At 67.6% G+C, this 19,800-nt stretch carries 19 protein-coding genes; 4 read left to right on the top strand and 15 right to left on the bottom strand.

Translation table 11 applies throughout. The annotated features are described in order from the left end of the window. Window positions 1–31 precede the first annotated feature (31 nt). Window positions 32–1,633, top strand: a complete 1,602-nt coding sequence (locus IU514_RS05475; protein ID WP_194930097.1) for a calcineurin-like phosphoesterase C-terminal domain-containing protein — start codon at window positions 32–34, stop codon at window positions 1,631–1,633. Window positions 1,634–1,637: 4 nt separating this feature from the next. Next, the gene (locus IU514_RS05470) at window positions 1,638–2,222 is read left to right on the top strand and encodes a YdeI/OmpD-associated family protein (RefSeq protein WP_194930096.1); all 585 of its coding nucleotides are present in this window, start codon (window positions 1,638–1,640) and stop codon (window positions 2,220–2,222) included. A gap of 18 nt (window positions 2,223–2,240) precedes the next feature. On the opposite strand, the gene mtnC is transcribed toward IU514_RS05470, so the two are convergent. From mtnC to IU514_RS05455, 3 genes are all read right to left on the bottom strand, one after another. After that, complete coding sequence (gene mtnC, locus IU514_RS05465) at window positions 2,241–2,939, bottom strand: acireductone synthase (RefSeq protein ID WP_194930095.1); 699 nt, start codon at window positions 2,937–2,939, stop codon at window positions 2,241–2,243. Between the two features lie 179 nt (window positions 2,940–3,118). Further along, the gene (locus IU514_RS05460; protein WP_194930094.1) at window positions 3,119–3,676 is read right to left on the bottom strand and encodes a 1,2-dihydroxy-3-keto-5-methylthiopentene dioxygenase; all 558 of its coding nucleotides are present in this window, start codon (window positions 3,674–3,676) and stop codon (window positions 3,119–3,121) included. Continuing rightward, entirely contained in the window at window positions 3,673–4,311 is a 639-nt protein-coding gene (locus tag IU514_RS05455; protein WP_194930093.1) for a methylthioribulose 1-phosphate dehydratase, read from the bottom strand. The genes IU514_RS05460 and IU514_RS05455 overlap by 4 nt, the downstream gene beginning before the upstream one ends. 119 nt (window positions 4,312–4,430) lie before the next feature. Here IU514_RS05455 and IU514_RS05450 point away from each other — a divergent pair, with 119 nt between their 5' ends. Then, window positions 4,431–4,763 (top strand): high-potential iron-sulfur protein, encoded by a 333-nt coding sequence (locus tag IU514_RS05450; protein WP_194930092.1) that lies wholly within the window; start codon window positions 4,431–4,433, stop codon window positions 4,761–4,763. A 26-nt stretch (window positions 4,764–4,789) separates the two neighbouring features. On the opposite strand, the gene IU514_RS05445 is transcribed toward IU514_RS05450, so the two are convergent. The 3 genes from IU514_RS05445 to IU514_RS05435 all read right to left on the bottom strand — a co-directional run bounded on the left by IU514_RS05445 (window position 4,790) and on the right by IU514_RS05435 (window position 9,092). Continuing rightward, the gene (locus IU514_RS05445; protein ID WP_194930091.1) at window positions 4,790–5,857 is read right to left on the bottom strand and encodes a linear amide C-N hydrolase; all 1,068 of its coding nucleotides are present in this window, start codon (window positions 5,855–5,857) and stop codon (window positions 4,790–4,792) included. Between the two features lie 135 nt (window positions 5,858–5,992). Then, entirely contained in the window at window positions 5,993–7,417 is a 1,425-nt protein-coding gene (locus tag IU514_RS05440; RefSeq protein WP_194930090.1) for an amino acid permease, read from the bottom strand. 103 nt (window positions 7,418–7,520) lie between these two features. Continuing rightward, a complete protein-coding gene (locus tag IU514_RS05435; RefSeq protein WP_194930089.1) occupies window positions 7,521–9,092 on the bottom strand; it encodes an amino acid permease in 1,572 nt (523 codons plus the stop codon). Between the two features lie 168 nt (window positions 9,093–9,260). On the opposite strand from IU514_RS05435, the gene IU514_RS05430 reads away from it, so the two are divergent. After that, the gene (locus IU514_RS05430; RefSeq protein WP_194930088.1) at window positions 9,261–9,824 is read left to right on the top strand and encodes an NUDIX hydrolase; all 564 of its coding nucleotides are present in this window, start codon (window positions 9,261–9,263) and stop codon (window positions 9,822–9,824) included. A gap of 43 nt (window positions 9,825–9,867) precedes the next feature. On the opposite strand, the gene IU514_RS05425 is transcribed toward IU514_RS05430, so the two are convergent. The 9 genes from IU514_RS05425 to IU514_RS05385 all read right to left on the bottom strand — a co-directional run bounded on the left by IU514_RS05425 (window position 9,868) and on the right by IU514_RS05385 (window position 19,797). Continuing rightward, on the bottom strand, window positions 9,868–10,332 hold the full coding sequence (locus IU514_RS05425; protein WP_194930087.1) for a GNAT family N-acetyltransferase: 465 nt from the start codon (window positions 10,330–10,332) through the stop codon (window positions 9,868–9,870). A gap of 53 nt (window positions 10,333–10,385) precedes the next feature. Next, a complete protein-coding gene (gene yeiP, locus IU514_RS05420) occupies window positions 10,386–10,952 on the bottom strand; it encodes an elongation factor P-like protein YeiP (RefSeq protein WP_194930086.1) in 567 nt (188 codons plus the stop codon). Between the two features lie 70 nt (window positions 10,953–11,022). Then, window positions 11,023–11,793: an SDR family NAD(P)-dependent oxidoreductase gene (locus IU514_RS05415; RefSeq protein WP_194930085.1), complete on the bottom strand. Its 771-nt coding sequence runs from the start codon at window positions 11,791–11,793 to the stop codon at window positions 11,023–11,025. Between the two features lie 31 nt (window positions 11,794–11,824). Beyond that, window positions 11,825–13,162 (bottom strand): metal-dependent hydrolase family protein, encoded by a 1,338-nt coding sequence (locus IU514_RS05410; RefSeq protein WP_194930084.1) that lies wholly within the window; start codon window positions 13,160–13,162, stop codon window positions 11,825–11,827. A gap of 27 nt (window positions 13,163–13,189) precedes the next feature. After that, the gene (locus IU514_RS05405) at window positions 13,190–13,684 is read right to left on the bottom strand and encodes a GNAT family N-acetyltransferase (protein ID WP_194930083.1); all 495 of its coding nucleotides are present in this window, start codon (window positions 13,682–13,684) and stop codon (window positions 13,190–13,192) included. Window positions 13,685–13,725: 41 nt separating this feature from the next. Next, window positions 13,726–16,317: a sensor domain-containing protein gene (locus IU514_RS05400; RefSeq protein WP_194930082.1), complete on the bottom strand. Its 2,592-nt coding sequence runs from the start codon at window positions 16,315–16,317 to the stop codon at window positions 13,726–13,728. Further along, entirely contained in the window at window positions 16,314–17,210 is an 897-nt protein-coding gene (locus IU514_RS05395; protein ID WP_194930081.1) for a hydroxymethylglutaryl-CoA lyase, read from the bottom strand. The genes IU514_RS05400 and IU514_RS05395 overlap by 4 nt, the downstream gene beginning before the upstream one ends. Beyond that, on the bottom strand, window positions 17,207–19,225 hold the full coding sequence (locus IU514_RS05390) for an acetyl/propionyl/methylcrotonyl-CoA carboxylase subunit alpha (RefSeq protein WP_194930080.1): 2,019 nt from the start codon (window positions 19,223–19,225) through the stop codon (window positions 17,207–17,209). The genes IU514_RS05395 and IU514_RS05390 overlap by 4 nt, the downstream gene beginning before the upstream one ends. Window positions 19,226–19,275: 50 nt before the next feature. Continuing rightward, complete coding sequence (locus IU514_RS05385; RefSeq protein WP_324187787.1) at window positions 19,276–19,797, bottom strand: cupin domain-containing protein; 522 nt, start codon at window positions 19,795–19,797, stop codon at window positions 19,276–19,278. Window positions 19,798–19,800 lie beyond the last annotated feature (3 nt).

Genomic DNA, 19,800 nt, shown 5'->3' with positions numbered 1-19,800 from the left:
TCCGGTCTGCCTGTGGCCGGAGAAGCCCGCCATGCGTTTGTTGCTTGGATGCCTGCTGCTGTGCCTGTCCGGCGCGACTCTCGCGATCGATGCCCCAGCGGATGCCCCGCTGGCGGGGTCGGTCTTTCGCGACGATAACGGCAATGGCCGGCGCGACCAGCGCGAACGCGGTATTGCGGGCATCAAAGTCTCCAATGGACGCGATCTCGCCATCACCGACGCGCAGGGCCGTTACCGCCTGCCGTATCGCGACGGCAGCACGCTGTTCGTGATCAAGCCGTCAGGTTATGCGGCGGCCACCGGCGACAATGGCCTGCCGCGATTCTGGGCGCACGTCTTTCCGGAAGGTTCTGCGAAGGTTCGTTACGGAGGCATCGCGTCCACCGGCGCGGTCGATGCCACCTCGGCCTTCGACTTCGCGCTGAAGCCGCAGCCTCGCCGCGACGGCGGCTTGAAGATGCTGGTGTTCGGCGACCCGCAGCCCAAGACCCGCACCGACGTCGGCTACTACGAGCGCGACATCGTCGCGCCGCTGGTAGGCCATCACGACGCGCAGTTGGGCCTGAGCCTGGGCGACATCGTCAACGACGACCTGTCGCTGTATCCCGAGATGAACCGGGTCACTGCGCGCCTCGGCGTGCCGTGGCTGCACGTGCCCGGCAACCACGACCTCGATTTCGACGCCACCCGCGACGAGGATTCGCTGCTCGGCTTCCGCAATGTGTTCGGACCGGACAGCTATGCGTGGGAAGAGGCGCAGGCCAGCTTCATCGTGCTCGACGACGTCGTCTACATGCCGGGTAGGAAGCCGGCCTACGTCGGTGGATTGCGCGAGGACCAGTTCGCCTTCCTGCAGGCGTACCTGGCGACGTTGCCGAAAGACCGGCGCGTGGTGATCGCGGTGCACATCCCGTTCTTCGACCCGGTGCCCGGCGTGGAAACGTTCCGGCGTGCTGACCGCGAGCGTCTGTTCGCGCTGCTCGAGGACCACAGCCGCGTGCTGCTGCTCAGTGCCCATACCCACAACCAGCGGCATTATCGCCACGGCGCCGACACCGGCTGGCACGGCACGCAACCGCTGCACGAGTACAACGCCGGTGCCGCGTGTGGCGCGTTCTGGTCTGGCGTGAAGGACGCGCAGGGCATTCCCGACACGACGATGAGCGATGGCACGCCGAACGGCTACGCATGGCTGACGTTCGACGCGAAAGGCGATTACACGCTGCGTTACCAGGTGGCACGCGCGCCGGCCGGCGAAGCGATCGGATTGCATGCGCCGAAGGTGTTGCGCCGCGGTGCCTGGCCGGCCTTCGCGGTGTATGCCAACGTCTACATGGGCGAGGCCGACTCGCGCGTCGAGTACCGCATCGATGGCGGTGAGTGGAAGGCGATGAAGCGCGTCGACCAGCCGGATCCGCGGCTCGTGGCCGAGAACGTCGCAGACGAGAGCAGCGCGACACTGCGCGGATACGACCGTTCGCCGGAGGCCGACCCATCCACCCACCTGTGGCGCGGCACGTTGCCGACGGATCTGGGGGTTGGCGAGCACCGCATCGAGGTCCGCGCGTTCGACCGCTGGCAGGGCGAACAGCGCGCACAGACGAACTACCGCCTCGAAGAAGCACCGGAGTGACGCGATGACGGCCACGCTTCCCACCGATCTTCCGATCAGGCTGTTCCGCAACGCGGCTGCGTGGGAGAAGTGGCTGGGTACGCACGGCGGCGAGCCCGGGCTATGGCTGAAGATCGCCAAGAAGGACCAGGGCGTGGTGTCGGTGACCTATGCCGAAGCGCTGGACGTGGCGCTGTGCCATGGCTGGATCGACGGACTCAAGCGTGCCTGCGACGAGCAATACTTCCTGCAGCGCTTCACGCCACGGCGGCCGAAGAGCCTGTGGTCGAAGATCAACGTCGGCAAGGTCGAGAAGCTGATCGCCGCCGGGCGCATGCAGCCGGCCGGTTTGCAGGAGGTTGAGGCAGCCAGGGCCGACGGACGCTGGCAGGCGGCCTACCATGCGGCGAGCGGGATGGAGGTGCCGCCGGAACTGGAGGCCGCGCTGGCGAAGAACGCGAAGGCGCGCCGCTTTTTCGAACAGCTCGACAAGACCAACCGCTACGCCTACTGCTGGCGCGTGCACACGCTGAAGAAGCCGGAATCGCGCGTGGCGAAGGCGGCGAAGTTCGTCGAGATGCTGGCGCGAGGCGAGAAGCTCCACGGCTGAGCGCCGCGGAGCCTGGCTTCAGTCGAACTGGATGCGGTCGAAGGTTTCCACGCGCGTGTGGCCGTGCGTGGCTTCGCCGGTGCGCGGCTTCGGGTAGTCCTCGAGGCGGTCGATCAGCGCCGTCTGCAGGCCCGCTTCGCGTGCGGCGTCGAGTTCCTCGACGACATCCGAGAGAAACAGGATATCGCCGGCCGGAAGGCCCATCGCCGCGACGATGTTGCGGTAGCTGTCCGCCTCGCGCTTGCCGCCCATCTCGGTGTCGAACCAGCCCGAGAACATCGGCGTCAGGTCGCCGGCATCGCTGTGGCCGAAGAACAGGCGCTGCGCCGGGACGCTGCCGGAGGAGTAGACGTACAGCGGCGTGCCATCCGCGTGCCAGCTTTTCAGCGCGTCGGCCGCATCAGGATAGATGTGGGCGGTGAAGTCCGCGCTGCGGTAGCCATCGGCCCAGATCATGCCCTGCAGCGCCTTCAGCGCCGTGTGCTTGCGGTCCTCGTCGATCCAGCCCTGCAGGACCTCGACGACCATGCCGTCCTCGCACATGCCGCCGTTTTCGGTCGCGACCGTATCGAGCCATTTGCGCACCGCCGGTTCCTTGCCGCGCGTGGCGACGAAGCCGGGCAGGGCGCGGCGCGCGTACGGGAACAGCACGTCCTTGACGAACGAGATGCTGCTGGTGGTGCCTTCGATGTCGGTGAGGATGGCGCGGATGGGCATGGGGCGGCGCTCGTTCTTGCTGTGTTGATGTTCATTCCCGCGGAAGCGGGAATCCAGAGACGTGATGCTCGTTATGCCCACACGGGCAAACCAGCGAGCTCTCAAGGCACTTCATTCCCGCATTCGACCGAAGGGAGTCCAGTCGGACGCGGGAATGGTGGGGTGTTGGCGGGGCAGAGTCAGCCCGCCTGGCCCTTCTCGTAGCGAGGGAAGCGCTGGGCGATGTCGGTACCGGTGAAATGTCCGACCCAGCCGTCCGGCTCGGTGAAGAAGCGGATCGCGACGAAGCTCGGCTCCGGGCCCATGTCGAACCAGTGCTTGGTGCTGTCGGGAACGCCGATCAGGTCGCCCTGCTCGCACTTGATCTCGTAGACCTTGTCCTCGACGTGCAGCGTGAACAGCCCCGACCCGGCGACGAAGAAACGGACTTCGTCCTCCTTGTGGAAGTGCTCGTCGAGGAACTTGGTGCGCATCGCCTCGCGCTGCGGGTTGTCCGGCGCGATGCTGACCACGTCGACGGTCTTGAAGCCGCGTTCCGCGATCAGGCGATCGATGTCGGCGCGATAGGCCTCCATGATCTTCTCGGGCGCGTCGCCCGGTGCGACGGGCGCGCTGGCCTGCCATTGTTCGAAGATGACGCCGATGCGCTGCAGTTCGTTCGCGATCTGCGCGCGGTCGGACGAGCTCAGCTGCGGCGTGCCGGGTTCGTTCTCGGAAAAAATGCGCAATCGGCTCATCGTTGCAACCTCCTCAATTCCAGCTCGCATCCGAGCAGGAATTCGAATGCTTCCAGGTGGCGCCGGGCCTCGGCCATGTCGCGGCCCCAGGCGTACAGGCCGTGGCCGTCGATCAGGTAGCCCCACATGCACTGCTGGTCGAGCAGGCAGTCCACCTGCGCGGCCAGCGTGTGCATGTCCTGGCTGTTGGGCAGGACCGGGAGGTCGACGCTCGTTTCGTGGGTGGTGTTGCCGGCGAAGGCTTTCAGGAGCTCGTAGCCTTCCAGGTGGACATGGCCGGAGCCGGCGTACAGCCGCGAGGCGACGGTCTGGGTCAGCGAGTGCGTGTGCAGGACGCAGCCGATCTCCGGATAGCGCTTGTACAACTGCGTGTGCAGCAGCGTCTCGGCGGAGGACTTCTGGCTGGTGGCGACGGGCTGGCCGTCCAGGTCTACGACCATGATGTCGGGCCCGGTCAGGCGGCCCTTGTCGCGGCCGGAGACCGTGATGGCGACGTGGGCATCGTCGATGCGGCGCGAGAAATTGCTGCTGGTCGCGGGCGTCCAGCCGCGTTCGGCCAGCTCGCGCACGTTGACGATGATCTCGTCCGCGCATTGGGCCAGGCGTTCGGGGGAGTAGGGCAGTGGGGTGCTCATGGGGGAAGTTTAACTAAATGCCGGGGAAGGCCGTGTTCGGGTTCGATTTACAGCCCTTTCTGGACGAATGGAGCAACGCCGGTCCGGCGTGGGCGCATACTCGGGCGCGGAGGTGTCCCATGAACGTCCAAGATCCCTCGCGCAGGCGGTTCCTGGTTCAGGCCATTGCCGTTTCGGTGGCGGCCATGGCTGTGAATACGGCGGCCGGGCAGGCGGCCAAGCCGGCCGCGGCGCTGCCCAAGCTGCCGCTGGACAACCCGACCGCCAAGGCGCTGGCCTATACCGAGAATGCCGCGTCAGTGAAGCATCCCTCGTTCAAACCGGGTAGCCACTGCGCCAACTGCAATCTCTACAAGGGCGTGGCCGGCCAGGCGTACGGACCCTGTCAGTTGTTCCCGCAGAACTCGGTGGCCGCCAAGGGCTGGTGCAGCGGTTGGGCCAAGAAGGTCTGATCCGCTCGCCGCGAAACGAGGCGTCTTCAGATTCCCAGGAAGTGGAACGGTTCGGCATCCTGGAACCGGGCGAAGGCGTTGCCTGCGAATACATTGCGCTGGTCCGGGCCCAGGTCGAGCTTCTTCACCCGGCCGGTCTCGCGCGAGAAGTCGACGTCGTTCAGGTCTACCCAGAACGTGTTGGGCGTCAGCGCCGACTCGAAGAAATACAGTTTGCGCTTGTGGTCCGCCACGGTGCGCCAGCGGGTCGATGACAGGTTGGGCTCGTTCTCCGTGCTGATGCCGTAGGGCACCGAGACGTTGCGGATCACGCTGAAGACGCTGGCCAGCGCGATCACCGGGTCTTCGCTCTTCGGAATCGCGTTGACGTAGAAGGACGCACGCGCGAAGCGGTCGGCTGAGCGGTTGGTGCCGGGCAGCATCACGGTGCCGCCGATCTGTTTCCAGTACGTATTGAGCGCGAGCTGCTCGTCGAACACGGGCGAGTTGGTCATCACCTGGTACTTGCGGTCGTGGTGGATCACCTGCTTGCCGCCGATGTATTCGATGATCGCGCTGTCGCCGCTCGCGTCGGAGAGCGACAGGTGCAGCGTCGCCAGCCGCTTCTCGCCCGGGACGTTGTCGGTGACGATCGAGAACGGTTCCTTGCGCAGCGCGTCGACGGCCTCGCGCACCGTGGCGAAGTTGTCGAGCACGTACTGCGCCCACGCCGCGATGGACAGGCCAGGCCGGGTCTTGTCGAAGGCGGGATATTGCGACTCCACCAGCCACAGCAGGTTGGCCGACAGGCCCGCTTCGTTCAGGCCGTCGGTGGTGGAGACGTCGTAACCGGAGGCGATGACGCTGCCGTAGCGCGAGGTCCAGCGCAGACTGTTCGGGCCGGCCTCGCCGCTGCGCTGCATGCCACGCGGGAAGATCCACAGGTTCGTGGCTACGTCGACCTTCCAGTCCATGCTGCGCGCGGTGATCACGTCGCCATCGGCGCCCAGGTAAACCAGCCGCGTGCACGCCCGCGCCGGGGCGAGCAGCTGCGCCAATGCGATCACGCAGGCCGCGATACCCGCGACCGGCAACGGATTGCGAATGCCCGGCATGACGGACTCCTCGGGTGGTGGGAGCCCGCATTCTGTCCGGGCGGGCGTGGAGACCGGATCAGTTCGGCTGGGGCGACCTGCGAGTCCACAAACGAAAACGGCGCGGTTGCCCGCGCCGTTTGAGTCCGCCTGCGATCAGCGCCGCATGCGGCTGTGGCGGTAGCCGTACAGGAAATAGATCAGGAAACCGACGGCCGTCCAGACGATCATCAGGAACCAGTTGTGCGCGGTCATCGTCGACAGCAGCGCCAGGCAGCTGAGGATGCCGGCCGTGCACACGCCCCAGGCGAACGGAATGCGGAACGGGCGCGGCAGGTCGGGCTGCGTGCGGCGCAGGATCAGTACGCCGCCGCAAACCGCGGCAAATGCGATCAGCGTGCCCATCGAGGTCAGCTCGCCCAGCACGTCCAGCGGGAACAGCGCCGCCAGTATCGCGATGCCGATGCCGGTGATCACCGTGTTGATGTGCGGCGTGCGGTATTCCGGGTGGATCTTGGTGAACACCGGCGGCAGCAGGCCGTCGCGCGCCATGATCATGAAGATGCGCGGCTGGCCGATGATCATCACCAGCACCACCGACGACAGACCGATCAGCGCGCCGATCTCGACCACCACGCGCAGCCAGCCCAGCTGCGGATGCGCGGCCACCGCAGTGACCACGGGCTCGTCGGTGCCCAGTTGCGTGTACGGGACCAGGCCGGTCATCACCGCGGCCATGGCGATGTACAGCACCGTGCAGATCGCCAGCGACAGCAGCATGCCGATCGGCAGGTCGCGCTGCGGCTTGTGCGATTCCTGCGCCGCCACCGACACCGCTTCGAAGCCGATGTAGGCGAAGAACACCAGCGCGGCGCCGCGCAGCACGCCTTCGAAGCCGTACTTGCCAGGCCCCTCATTGGCCGGGATGAAGGGTTCCCAGTTGGCGGTGTCGATGTACTTCCAGCCGGCGAAGATCACCAGCAGGATCAGGCCGGTCTTCAGCACCACCATCGCCGAGTTCAGGCCCGACGACTTGCGGATGCCGACGTAGCACAGCCAGGTCAGCAGCAGCACGATGCCGGCGGCCGGCAGGTTGGCGATGGCGCCAGTGGGCTTGAGCTGGGCGTCGAGCGGTGCGCTGACCAGTGCCTGCGGCAGGTGTATGCCGAAATGGTCGAGCAGGCTCAGGAAGTAGCCGGTCCAGCTGACCGCCACCGCCGAGGCCGATACGCCGTATTCGAGCACCAGCATCCAGCCGATGAACCACGCCGCCAGTTCGCCGAGCGTCGCGTAGGTGTAGGTGTAGGCGCTGCCCGAGACCGGCACCATCGCCGCGAACTCGGCATAGGCCAGCGCGCAGAACGTGCAGCACAGCGCGGCCAGCACGAACGACAACATGATCGCCGGGCCGGCGTGGTCGGCCGCGGCCTGGCCGGTGATGACGAAGATGCCGCCGCCGATCACCGCGCCGATGCCGAGCGCGGTCAGGCCCCAGGGGCCGAGGGTGCGATGCAGGCTCAGCCCTTCGGCGTCGGCATGGCTGGCGTGTGGGTGCTTGGTGGCCCAGAGCTGTCTGAACATCTATCGACTTCCGGATACGGCGCGTGGCCGGGATGAGTGCGAGATATGGATGAAACAAAGGCCGGCGGAGTCCGCCGGCCTTCGTGTGTGACACACGGGGCGCTTACGGGCCCGGATCCGGACCTTCGTGGAAGGTCGGGTGCGGCTCCAGATGCGGAGCGGCCGGCAGATCCTTGTGACCCGGTGCCAGCTGGCTGCGGCGGTAGCCGTACATGCGGTACACGATCAGGCCGATCACCGCCCAGACCACGAACACGACCTTGGCGGTCATGGTCAGGTTGACGAACAGCAGCAGGCAGCCTGCCACCGCCAGCGGGCACACCAGCCACACCAGCGGGGTGCGGAACGGACGATGGCGCTCAGGCTGCTGTTTGCGCAGGATCATCACGCCGATCGCCACCATCGCGAAGGCCAGCAACGTGCCGGAGTTCGAGGTGTCGGCCAGCTTGCCGACCGGGAACAGGGCCGAGCACACCGCGACAACGACACCGGTGATGATGGTGATGACGTGCGGCGTGTGGAAACGCGGATGGACGCGCGACAGGGCCTCGGGCAGCAGGCCGTCGCGAGACATCGTGAAGAAGATGCGGGTCTGGCCGAACATCATCATCAGGATGACCGAAGGCAGCGCCAGGATCGCGGCGATGCCGATCCAGTTGCCCCACGTCGGGAAGCCGATCAGACGCAGCACGTGGGCCAGCGGTTCGCGACTGCAGACCAGAGCTTCGGAGCCGGCACAGGCCGCAGCCATCGCGTCGCTGCCCGGATCCAGCGGCAGGCCGTTGGCGCCCAGGATCGGCTGCGCACCCACCGAACCGGCGGCGGAGTAGCCGACCAGCAGATAGAAGATGGTGCAGATGGCCAACGAGGCGATCAGGCCGATCGGGATGTTGCGGTTCGGATTCTTGGTCTCCTCGGCGGCGGTCGACACGGCGTCGAAGCCCACGTACGCGAAGAAGATCGAAGCCGCGGCACCCAGCACGCCGACGCCGCCGAGCGGGCTACCCCAACCGCCAGGCAGGAACGGCTCGAAGTTGGAGCTCTTCACCACAGGCAGAGCGAGGGCGATGAACAGGGTCAGGGCGGCGATCTTGATGGCGACCAGGATCGCGTTGACCTTCGCACTCTTGGACGTGCCGATGAGCAGCAGCACCGTCACGGCGAAGGAGATCAGGAACGCCAGCAGATTGAAGCTGCCGCCCGCGAACGGACCCGCGCGCAGGGCTTCGGGCAGGGCCAGCGCGCCCGGTGCCACCAGGCCAAACAGATCGCTGTGCGCCAGTAGGCCGTTCATGTAACCGGACCAGCCGACCGATACCACGGACGCGCCGACGCCGTATTCCAGCGCCAATGCCCAGCCCACGACCCAGGCGATGACTTCGCCGAACACGCCGTAGGTATAGGTGTAGGCGGAACCGGAGACCGGCACCATCGATGCCAGTTCGGAGTAGGCCAGCGCGGCCAGGGCGCAGACGGTCGCGGCGATGACGAAGGCGATCATCATGCCCGGGCCGGCTTTCTGACCGGCTTCGGCCGTGAGCACGAAGATGCCGGTGCCGATCACGGCGCCGATGCCCAGCATCGTCAGCTGGAAGGCGCCGAGCTGGCGCTTCAGCGATTTCTTCTCAGCAGTTTCTAGAATCTTGTCGAGCGGCTTGACGCGCCAGAAAAGCATTGCGTTCTCCCCTGTGATTTTTTATACGGGCGGGCTGCATAGGCCCCCACGAATGTGGCGCGTGGCCCGGCGGGGCACATTACCCCGCGGCGCCGCACAGGCACAAGTAACACCGGCACGGTCGCGCTATCGCCATAATTGGCGCCCCCTCGCGCCTGCAGGACGCCCATGCCCCATTCATTAGCGAACGATCTGTCCGCATTGCGCACCGCATTTGCCGGGTACGCCGGACGCTGGCCGGAGGAAGCAGAAGCCGCTGCGCAGTTCCTGGAACTGCTGGACGATGCGCAGGACCCGTTCGAACGCGCACGCCTCGCCGGCCATTTCACCGCTTCGTCGTGGCTGGTCGATCGCAGCGGCACGCGCGTGCTGCTGACCCACCACCGCAAGCTCGACCGCTGGCTGCAGTTGGGTGGGCACGCCGATGGCGATCGCGACCTGGCACGCGTCGCGCTGCGCGAAGCCGAAGAAGAGTCGGGGCTCACTGAGCTGATCGTGGAGCCGGAGCTGTTCGATCTGGACCGCCACTGGATCCCGGAGCGTGGCGACGTGCCGGGCCACTGGCATTACGACGCACGTTTCGTCATTCGCGCCGGAGGGGAGGAGGACTACGTGGTCAGCGAAGAATCGCACGACCTGGCCTGGCGCGACATCGATGCCATCGCCGACGATCCGGCCTCGGACGAATCGATGCGCCGCATGGCGCACAAGTGGCTGCTGCGAAACGGGTGATCCGCCCTTCGGGCACCTTCTCCCGCTCGCGGGAGAAGCGAAGTCAGATGCGAAGTTCCAGCACCGGACGCTCCCAGGTGGCGCGCCCATGCGGGGGCTGCGTGCCGATGCGCGTGGCGCCCATGCGCAGGTAGAACGATTCGGCAGGTGGATGCGAGACGATGCGCACGCGCGCGATGCCGTGTTCGCGTGCCTGCTGCGCCATGTGCCGGAACAACAATCCGCCCAGGCCGCCGCCCTGTGCGTGGTCGGCGACGAACATCAGGTCGAGTTCCGCTTCGCGTGTACCCGACAGGTCCACTGCGGCGGAACCGACGATCAGGCCGTAATAGCCGACCGTGCCGCCGTGGTCGTCCTCGACCAGGAAGAACAGTTCGCGGTCGATCTGCTCCGGCGTGATCGACAGGCCATCGAGGATGGAACGGTACTCACCCTCGTAGGCACCGCTGGCCTGCGTCAATGCGGTCAGCGTGGCAGCGTCGGCGGCAGTGGCGCGACGGACGAGCATGGTCTTGAAGGGAATCGTCCGTGCACGCAGGCGCGTGCACGGACGTGGTCCGGTCAGTCCGCGCGGCCGGCGAACTCGCCGGTGGTGGTGTTGACCAGCACGCGCTCACCATTGCCGATGTACTCCGGCACCATGATCTCGATGCCGGTCGACAGCTTGGCCGGCTTCGGGCGCTTGGTCGCGGTGCCGCCCTTCAGTTCCGGCGGGGTCTCGATGACTTCGATCGCCACGCTCTGCGGCAACTGCAGTGCCACCGGCGCGTCGTCGATGATCTGCACGTAGCAGCCGCTGAGGTCCGGCACGATGTAGCCCGCGCTGTCGCCGACGACATCGGCATCGAGCGTGTACGGCGTGTAGTCCTCGTCGTCGAGGAACACGAACGCATCGCCGTCCTTGTAGGAGAACGTCGCCTGGCGGCGGCTCAGCTCGACTTCCTTGAGTTCGTCTTCCGCGCCCAGGCTGAGGTCGAACTTGGCACCACCCGGGACCGAGTACATCGTGAAACGGAACTTGACGTTGCCGCCGCGGCCCTGCGGCGAGCTGCGCTCGATGTCGCGCACCTGATAGACGGTGTTGTTGTGCTCGACCACGTTACCTTTCTTGACGTCGTACGCTTTCATGCTCTGCAACTCATGGTGTGTTCTTTGGGCATCGTCCGGCAGGCCGGACGACAGGAAAACGGGCAGGCGCTTACTTCGGCGCCAGTCGCGTCGCGCCATCCAGGCGGATGGTCTCGCCGTTGAGGTAGGTGTTGCGCAGGATATAGGCGACCAGGTCGGCGAACTCCTCCGGCTTGCCCAGGCGCGACGGGAACGGGATCGACGCGGCGAGCGACTGCTGCACCGACTCGGGCATGCCGTCGACCATCGGCGTCCAGAAGATGCCCGGTGCGACGGTCATCACGCGGATGCCGAAGCGCGCCAGTTCGCGCGCCATCGGCAGGGTCATGCCGACCACGCCGCCCTTGCTGGCCGAGTAGGCGGCCTGGCCGATCTGTCCCTCGTAGGCGGCGACCGATGCAGTGTTGACGATGACGCCGCGTTCGCCGTCGACGCCGGCCTCGTTGTGCTGCATCAGTTCGGCGGCGGCCTTGGAGACATTGAAGCTGCCGATCAGGTTGACCATCACCGTGGTCTGGAACTGCGACAGCGGCATCGAGCCTTCCTTGCCCAGCACGCGGCCGGCGCCGAGGATGCCCGCGCAGTTGACGACCGTGTTCAGGCCGCCGAGGAATTCCTTCGCCGCGGCGAGGTTGGCGGCGACGCCGGCTTCGCTGGTGACGTCGGTCTTGAAGTAGCGGGCATTGGCCTGGCCGAGTTCGGCGACGGCAGCGGCGCCCTTGTCGTCGTTGACATCGAACAGGGCGACCTTGCCACCCTGGGCGACCAGGTGCTGGGCGACGGCGAAGCCAAGGCCGGAAACGCCGCCGGTGACGACGGCGCGGACGTGGTCGAGTTGCATCGGGATATCCGGATCGGGGAAAACCGCGATTTTACCGGACCGGGCGCTCCGGGGCGGCCTCGCCGGGTTCGCGGTAGACGGTGCCGTCCTTCATCGCCAGGACGGGGTGCTGAAGATCCTCGATCCGCATGCTGGGATCCCCCTCGAACGCGGCCAGGTCGGCGCGCAGGCCCGGCGCGATCCGGCCGATGCGGGCTTCCTGGCGGAGGATGCGCGCGGCGAGCGACGTGCAGGCGCGCAGGGCCTGGGGCGCGGACATGCCCAGCCGCACCATCCAGACCGGCTCGCGGTAATTGTCGCCATGCGGGAACACGCCCACGTCGCTGCCGCAGCCGATGGTCGTGCCGGCCGCCAGGGCCGCCTTGAAGGCGCGCTCGGCGTCGCGCATCTCGGGAGTCGGCGGCGACTGCCCGGGCACGTACTTCTCGAAATACTGGCCGTAGGATTCGACCGCGGTCAGGGTCGGCAGGTAGACGACGCCGCGCTCGCGCATCCGCTTGAAGGTGGCGGCGGTGCCCGCCGTTCCGTGTTCGATACTGTCGACGCCAGCCTCGATCGCCATGCGCATCCCGGCATCGCTGGAGGCATGCGCCGCCACCGGGCGTCCGCTGGCGTGCGCCGCCTCGACCAGGGCGCGCAGTTCGTCGGCGGTGAAGGTCGGCTGCGCGCTCCCATCGGTGCCAATGCGGTAATCGGCGTAGACCTTGATCCAGTCGGCACCGTGTCCGGCCTGCTCGCGCACGGCGCGGATCACCTCGCCGGTGCCGCTGACCTCCTGCGCGCCGCTCGGCAAATGCAGGTCCGGGCGGAAGCCGCGCGGACCCGGCCCGTAGCTGGCCGTGGCGACGATCGCGAGCGTGGAAACGAACAGGCGCGGGCCTTCGATCAGCCCGTCCTCGATCGCGCGTTTGACCGCCACGTCGGCATAGCCGGCGCCTTCGGTGCCGAGGTCGCGCAGCGTGGTGAAGCCCGCGCGCAGCGTGTCGCGCGCATGCTTCGCCGCCATCAGCGTGCGGTAGTCGACCGGCTCCTTCAGGACCTGGTCGTTCCAGAGCGTTTCGTTATACGGATGCAGGAACAGGTGCGAATGCAGGTCGATCAGGCCCGGCACCAGCGTGGCGCCGGGCAGGTCGATGCGTCGTGCGTCGGCGGGCGCAGGCACCTGGCCAATGGGGCCGGCGGCCGCGATGACGCCGTCGCGCACCAGCACCGCCCAGCCGGTATGCGCGGCGTCGGTGTCGCCTGTCCAGACCCGTTCCGGCACCAGCAGGACAGGCGCGGACGGCGGACGCTTCTGTGCATCGGCGGCCGTTGATGCGGTGCTTGCAGCCAGCAGCATGCAAGCGAGAACACGCAGGCAGGACTTCATCGTCACACCTCGCACGGAGGGAGGGGCCTACAGGTCGAGGGAGTAGAACGCGTTGCAACCGCCATGGCCGGTGTCGCCCAGAGGCGCATCGAGGGGCGTGAAACCTGTGCGCAGGTAGAGCTTCTTCGCAGCGTCCATGCCGCACAGCGTTTCCAGGTAGCAGCGGCGGAAGCCGAACCCGCGTGCCGCGTCCAGGCAGCGCGCCATCATCGCGGCGCCGGCACCGAGACCGCGGGCCTCGGGCAGGAAGTACATCTTGCGCAACTCGCAGGTCGCGCCGTCGCCGCCGGTCAGCGGCGCGACACCGCCGCCACCGACGACCACGCCCTCGCTTTCGACGACGAAATACGCACTGCGCGGCGCCGAATAGGCGCGGTGCATCCAGTCGACTTCCGGATCGTTGATCGCGAAGCCTTCGCCGACCGCGCCGAACTCCGGCATCACCTTGCGGATGATCGCGGCCATGGCGGCGTCGTCGCGCGGTTCGATCGGACGGATCAGGTAGCGGGTCTGGTCGCTCATCGTGGCCTGTCATTTGGGGCGGCGATCGATGATAGCGGGGCTCAGAGCGTCGCGGTCATGTCCATTGCTGCGCCGCGCGCCAGGCAGTACTGACGGAAGGCGTCGGGTACCAGGCCCGCGGAGAACAGGAAGCCCTGGCCCGTTTCGACGCCGAGATCGAGCAGGAAGCGGCGCTGCAGTTCGGTCTCCACGCCCTCGGCGACGAGGCCGAGTCCGAGGCTGCGCGCGATGCCGGTCACCGCCTGGCACACGGCGACGTCGGACTGGTTGTGCGGCACGCCCTGCACGAACAGCTGGCTCAGCTTGAGCCCGTGGATCGGCAGGCGCCGCAGATAGTTCAGGGCGCTGTAGCCCTCGCCGAAGTCATCGATGGTCAGCACCACGCCGAGGTCGCGCAGGATCTCGAACGTGCGCAGCGTGTCGGGCACGTCCTCGATCAGCACGCGCTCGGTGAACTCCAGTTCCAGCGCGCTGCCGGGAATGCCGGATTCGGCAAGCGCCGCGGCGACGCTGCTGGCCAGGTCCTCGCCGAGGAACTGCCGGTACGACACGTTGACCGCGATACGTTCGATGCCGAGCCCGTCGTTGCGCCAGCGCCGCATCTGCTGGCAGGCCTCGCGCAGCACCCAGCCGCCGATGCCGACGATGTCCCCGGTGGTCTCGGCATGGTCGATGAAGCGGGCAGGGCGCATTTCGCCCAGCGACTGGTTACGCCACCGGATCAGCGCCTCGGCCGATACCACCGCGCCGTCGGTGAGCCGCACCTGCGGCTGGTACACCAGGTGGAACTCCTCGTTGCCGACCGCGCGGCGCAGGTGCGTTTCCAGCTGAAGCCGGTGCAACTGCTGCTCGGCGAGTTCTGGGGTGAACGATTGCCAGCCGTTGCGGCCGCGACGCTTGCTGTCGTACATGGCGACGTCGGCGCTCTGGATCAGCTGCTGCGAACGCAGGCCGTCGATCGGCGACTGGGCGATACCGATGCTGGCGGTGATGCTGAACTCCTCGCCGTCCATGCGGAAACTGTCGGCGAAGATCTCCAGGATCGCATCGGCCAGGCGCTCCGGCCGTTGCGGCTCGTCGCCGCAGTCGCACACCACCAGGAACTCGTCGCCACCGAAGCGGGCGATCAGCCCTTCATGGCCGACGGCACGCTGGATGCGCCGTGCCGCCGACGCGAGCAGGCGGTCGCCGGCGGCGTGGCCGAGCACGTCGTTGACCACCTTGAAGCGGTCCAGGTCGATGTAGAGCACGGCCAGCGTCGAGCGACGTGGGTCGTCGAGGCGTGTTTCGAGTTCGTGCAGCACCGCATCCCGGTTGAGCAGCCCGGTGAGCGCGTCGCTGCGCGCCTGCATGCGCAGGCTCTCCTCGGAACGGCGCCGTTCGGTGATGTCCTGCAGCGTGCCGGTGATGCGCGAGCCGATCGGATTGCCGGGTTCGGCTTCGCCGATGAAGCGCACCCAGAAAGACGGGCCCTCCATCTGCTGGCCCTGCAGTTCCAGGTCGAAGCTGCGGCCGGACGACACCGCGTGGTCGAGCGCGGAGCGAAGCCTGTGACGGTCGGGATCGCGCAGGCATGCGAGCATGTCATCGACCGTTTCCGGCGCTGGGTGCGCGCCCAGGATGTGGCGTGCCTCGGCGGTCAGGTGCAAATGGTTGCGGCCGGTATCCCATTCCCAGCCACCGATGTGCGCCAGCGCCTGCGCGCGATCGAACAGGGCGCTGTCGCGCTTCAGCTCGGTGACGTCAGAAAACAGCGACAGCACCTGATGGGGGCGGTGGCTGCCGGCGGCGAACTGCGGCACGGTGGTGACCGACATCCAGCGCAGACGCCGCAGGCGGCAATTGTAGAAGCCCAGCACCGCGCTCGCGGAGAACTCGCCCGTCTGCAGCGCTCGCATCGAGGGCAGCTGTGGCTCGGTCAGTTCGCGGCCGTGCTCGTCGAACACTTTCCAGCGTTCGGGGCGCAGCTCTTCGTCCAGGCTCAGGCCTTCCTCGACTTCGAACAGACGTATCGCCGCCGGATTGGCGTAGACGATGCGCTGGTCGGCGTTGCGCACCAGGATGCCGCGGTCGATGGTTTCCATCAGCTCGCGGTAGCGCAGTTCGGCATCGTGGCGGCCGCTGAGGTCGCGGGCGACGGCGACCATGCAGCGCTCGCCTTCGTGGTCGAAAGCGGCCGAATGCACCTCGACCGGAAAACGCGTGCCGTCGGCGCGCATGTTGGTCACTTCGACCACGTAGGTGTCGCCCCGCGTCAACGCGTCGTGCACGGGGCCCATGTGGTCGCGCGGAAGATCCGGATTGAGCACGTGGATCGGCTGGCCGACGATCTCCGCGCGCGGTCGCTTGTAGGCGGCCATGCCGGCCTTGTTGAGATCGAGGACGGTGCCGTCCCAGGCGATGATGCTGACCGGGTCGGGCACGGCGTCGAACAACGCCCGGTAGTTCTGCCGGGCGGTTCGCGCTTCATCGATGGATGCGACCAGTGCGTCGCGCGCGCGTTCCAGCAGAACGCGCGTGGACTCCGGCAAGGCCGGGTCGAGGAGGGAGTGCTCGAGCGCCGCAAGCGTGGCTGCCGTTTCCTCCGGTGCGGAGGACCTGGTGGCGGCCGGTGCCTGCGGCGCGCTGCTCATGATGCAGCGGCTAGTGCCTTGCCGGCCTTGCTGCCGGTCTCGCGCCCCAGCAGGGCGGCGAGCCAGCGGCCGGTCTCGGCCAGTTTCGGCAGGTCGACACCGGTCTCGATGCCGAGCCCGTGCAGCATGTACACAACGTCTTCGCTGGCGACGTTGCCGCTGGCGCCCTTCGCGTACGGGCAGCCGCCGGTGCCGGAGACCGCTGAGTCGACCACCGCCACGCCTTCTTCAAGGCAGGCAAGGATGTTGGCCAGCGCCTGGCCATAGGTGTCGTGGAAGTGCACGGCAAGCGAGCTGATCGGAACTTCCTGCGCGACCGCGAGCAGCATCGCCCGCGCCTTGGCCGGCGTGCCGACGCCGATCGTGTCGCCCAGCGAAACCTCGTAGCAGCCCATCTCGTGCAGTGCCTTGGCGACGCGGACGACGTCGGACAGCGGCACGTCGCCCTGGTAGGGGCAGCCGAGCACGGTGGAGACATACCCGCGCACCGCGACACCGTCGGCGGCGGCGCGTGCCATCACCGGCGCGAAGCGCTGCAGCGATTCGTCGATGCTGGCGTTGATGTTCTTGAGGTTGAAGGCTTCCGACGCGGCGGTGAATACCGCGATCTCCTCGACGCCGACGGCGCGGGCGCGCTCGTAGCCCTGCTCGTTCGGCACCAGTACCGGATAACGCACGCCCGGCTGGCGGGCGATGCCGGAGAACACTTCCGATGCATCGGCCAATTGCGGCACCCATTTCGGGCTGACGAAGCTGGTCGCCTCGATGCTGCGCAGGCCGGTCGCCGACAGGCGGTCGATCAGCTCGATCTTGTCCGCCGTGGCGATGGTGGCCTTTTCGTTCTGCAATCCGTCGCGGGGACCGACCTCGACGATGCGCACCGAACTCTTCATGACGCCAGCGTCACCAGCACGGCGTCGGCTTCGACGAAGTCGCCACCGGCGGCGCGCACCTCGGCAATGGTGCCGGCGCGCGGTGCCTTCAGGCTCAACTCCATCTTCATCGCTTCGATCACCATCAGCTCCTGTCCGGCCTCGACCGGATCCCCCGCGCTGGCGCGGACCACCACGACCCGCCCCGGCATCGGCGCGATCACCTGGTGCCCGGCACCGGCGCCCGCGCTCTGTTCGTGACGATACATCGGCACCGGTTGCAGGCGCAGCCGCCGCTCGCCGTCGTGCACCACGATCGTCCCCTCATCCCCCAGCAACGCAAAACGCAGGGATTTCCCGTCAACCCGCAGGCTGAGCTCCGCTCCGTTAAGGCGCGCCCCCGCCCCGTTCAGGCGTGCCCCCTCGACCCGGCGGGTGCGGCCGGCATGTTCGATGCGGTATTCGCCGCCGCTGCCCTGGGCATGGACTTCCAGGCGCTGTTCGCGGCCCAGGAAGGCCAGGCTGCGGCGGCTGCCATGTCCCAGCCGCCAGCCGTCGGCGATGGCCCACGGCGAAGTGGGGTCGGCCGAGCGTGTCGCGCGCTGCAGCGTGTCGCGCTCCTGGGCGAGCAACTGGGCCACCGTCGCGGCGATCAGCAGATCCTCGTGGTCTTCGCCCGCGGCGGGCATGAACTCATCGAGGCTGCGGTCCAGATAGCCGGTATCGATCGTCCCGGCGACGACCGCGGGGTGGCGGACCAGGCGCTCGAGGAACTCGATGTTGGACTTCGGCCCGACGATGTCGCTCTCTGCCAGCGCCGCGCGCAGGCGGGCTAGGGCGCGCGGACGGTCGGCGTCGTGGACGATCAGCTTGGCGATCATCGGGTCGTAGAAGATCGTCACGGTGTCGCCTTCGATCACGCCCGAGTCGATGCGCACGTGCGCATCGGTGGCCGGCAGTCGCAGCCGCTCGAGCCGGCCCGAGCCCGGCAGGAAGCCGGCTTCCGGATCCTCGGCGTACAGGCGCACCTCGATGGCATGGCCGTTCTGTGCAATGGCGTCCTGCGCGAGCGGCAGCGCTTCGCCGGCGGCGACACGCAGTTGCCACTCGACCAGGTCCAGCCCGGTGACCATCTCGGTGACCGGGTGTTCGACCTGCAGGCGCGTGTTGATCTCCATGAAGTAGAAGCCACCGTCCTGCCCGACGATGAACTCCACGGTGCCGGCGTTGACGTAGTCGATCGCGCGCGCGGCCAGCACCGCGGCGGCGCCCATTGCCTCGCGCAGTTCCTGCGTGAGGAAGGGCGAGGGCGATTCCTCCAGCACCTTCTGGTAGCGGCGCTGCGCGGAGCACTCGCGCTCGTTGAGGTGGATGGCGTGGCCGTGGTCATCGGCGAACACCTGGATCTCGATGTGGCGCGGGCGTTCGACATAACGCTCCAGCAGCACGCGGTCGCGGCCGAATGCGCCGGCGGCTTCGCGCTGGCAGCTTTCCAGGTTCGCGATGAACTCGGCCGAGTCGCGCACGATCCGCATGCCCTTGCCGCCGCCGCCGTGCGCGGCCTTGATCATCAGCGGATAGCCGATCGCGTCGGCTTCGCGCTGCAGGGTCTGCGGGCTCTGGTCCTCGCCGGTGTAGCCCGGCACGACCGGCACGCCGGCCGCATGCATCAGCTCCTTGGCGCCGGCCTTGCTGCCCATCTTGCGCATCGACGCCGCTTTCGGGCCGATGAAGACGATGCCGGCGGCTTCGACCGCGTCGGCGAAATCGGCGTTCTCGCTGAGGAAGCCGTAGCCCGGATGGATCGCCTGTGCGCCGGACTGTCGCGCGACGTCGATGATGGCGTCGCCGCGCAGGTAGCTTTCGACCGGACGCGGGCCGCCGATCGGCCACGCTTCGTCGGCAAGACGAACATGCTGCGCGCCCGCATCGGCCTGCGAATACACCGCGACGGTGCGGATGCCGAGGCGGCGGCAGGTGCGGATCACGCGGCAGGCGATTTCGCCGCGATTGGCAATGAGGATCTTGTCGAACATGCGTTCTCGTTCTTGAAGGCGATCAGCGGACGTCGTGGAGGGCAGGAGGCCTATTCGCCTTCCCAGTAATCGTGGCTTTCGCCGGCTCGGCCAATGTAGACGAAGTTTTCGCGCGTGCCGGCCGGGCCGGGCAGATCGGCGCGCACTCCGAACTTGCCCGAGTCGGGGTAACCCACGACTTCGGGATAACGCATGGTGCTGACCGCGATGTACTTCAGGTCGGCGGTGCCGGTGTTGCGGATCTGGTGTGCAGTGTCCGAAGCCCCGGCGGGGCAGGCAATGAAATCGCCCGCGCGGAGCGGGTGCACGGCATCGCCGATGCGCACTTCGCCCTGGCCTTCGAGGATGAAGAACATCTCTTCGTTGACGGCATGGTGGTGCGCCGGGAATGCGCGCTTGCCGGGCGCGATCACCGTAACGTTGTAGCCGAGCTGGGTCGCGCCGATTCGCGGGCCTACCGCGCCGCGCCGGCTGCCATAGCGCTCCGGATCGGCGCCGGGGGAGCCGCGCTCGTAGTCCACGAACTCGACCGCGTCCAGATTGAGGATCGGGTGGGGCGGGCGTGCCGTCACGGT

This window comes from Lysobacter niastensis, assembly GCF_015453285.1.
Taxonomy (GTDB): domain Bacteria; phylum Pseudomonadota; class Gammaproteobacteria; order Xanthomonadales; family Xanthomonadaceae; genus Lysobacter_J; species Lysobacter_J niastensis.
Note: the sequence above shows the minus strand (reverse complement) of the source record. Positions and strands in the feature narration are given on the sequence as shown.

Bases quoted from the DNA above. Each gene is read 5' to 3' on its own strand.
- IU514_RS05470 (WP_194930096.1), top strand. From the start codon at position 1,638: ATGACGGCCACGCTTCCCACCGATCTTCCGATCAGGCTGTTCCGCAAC.
- IU514_RS05460 (WP_194930094.1), bottom strand. From the start codon at position 3,676: ATGAGCCGATTGCGCATTTTTTCCGAGAACGAACCCGGCACGCCGCAG.
- IU514_RS05445 (WP_194930091.1), bottom strand. From the start codon at position 5,857: ATGCCGGGCATTCGCAATCCGTTGCCGGTCGCGGGTATCGCGGCCTGC.
- IU514_RS05425 (WP_194930087.1), bottom strand. From the start codon at position 10,332: ATGCTCGTCCGTCGCGCCACTGCCGCCGACGCTGCCACGCTGACCGCA.
- IU514_RS05415 (WP_194930085.1), bottom strand. From the start codon at position 11,793: ATGCAACTCGACCACGTCCGCGCCGTCGTCACCGGCGGCGTTTCCGGC.
- IU514_RS05400 (WP_194930082.1), bottom strand. From the start codon at position 16,317: ATGAGCAGCGCGCCGCAGGCACCGGCCGCCACCAGGTCCTCCGCACCG.
- IU514_RS05455 (WP_194930093.1), bottom strand. From the start codon at position 4,311: ATGAGCACCCCACTGCCCTACTCCCCCGAACGCCTGGCCCAATGCGCG.
- IU514_RS05395 (WP_194930081.1), bottom strand. From the start codon at position 17,210: ATGAAGAGTTCGGTGCGCATCGTCGAGGTCGGTCCCCGCGACGGATTG.
- IU514_RS05405 (WP_194930083.1), bottom strand. From the start codon at position 13,684: ATGAGCGACCAGACCCGCTACCTGATCCGTCCGATCGAACCGCGCGAC.
- IU514_RS05440 (WP_194930090.1), bottom strand. From the start codon at position 7,417: ATGTTCAGACAGCTCTGGGCCACCAAGCACCCACACGCCAGCCATGCC.
- yeiP (WP_194930086.1), bottom strand. From the start codon at position 10,952: ATGAAAGCGTACGACGTCAAGAAAGGTAACGTGGTCGAGCACAACAAC.
- IU514_RS05450 (WP_194930092.1), top strand. From the start codon at position 4,431: ATGAACGTCCAAGATCCCTCGCGCAGGCGGTTCCTGGTTCAGGCCATT.
- IU514_RS05435 (WP_194930089.1), bottom strand. From the start codon at position 9,092: ATGCTTTTCTGGCGCGTCAAGCCGCTCGACAAGATTCTAGAAACTGCT.
- IU514_RS05390 (WP_194930080.1), bottom strand. From the start codon at position 19,225: ATGTTCGACAAGATCCTCATTGCCAATCGCGGCGAAATCGCCTGCCGC.
- IU514_RS05475 (WP_194930097.1), top strand. From the start codon at position 32: ATGCGTTTGTTGCTTGGATGCCTGCTGCTGTGCCTGTCCGGCGCGACT.
- mtnC (WP_194930095.1), bottom strand. From the start codon at position 2,939: ATGCCCATCCGCGCCATCCTCACCGACATCGAAGGCACCACCAGCAGC.
- IU514_RS05410 (WP_194930084.1), bottom strand. From the start codon at position 13,162: ATGAAGTCCTGCCTGCGTGTTCTCGCTTGCATGCTGCTGGCTGCAAGC.
- IU514_RS05430 (WP_194930088.1), top strand. From the start codon at position 9,261: ATGCCCCATTCATTAGCGAACGATCTGTCCGCATTGCGCACCGCATTT.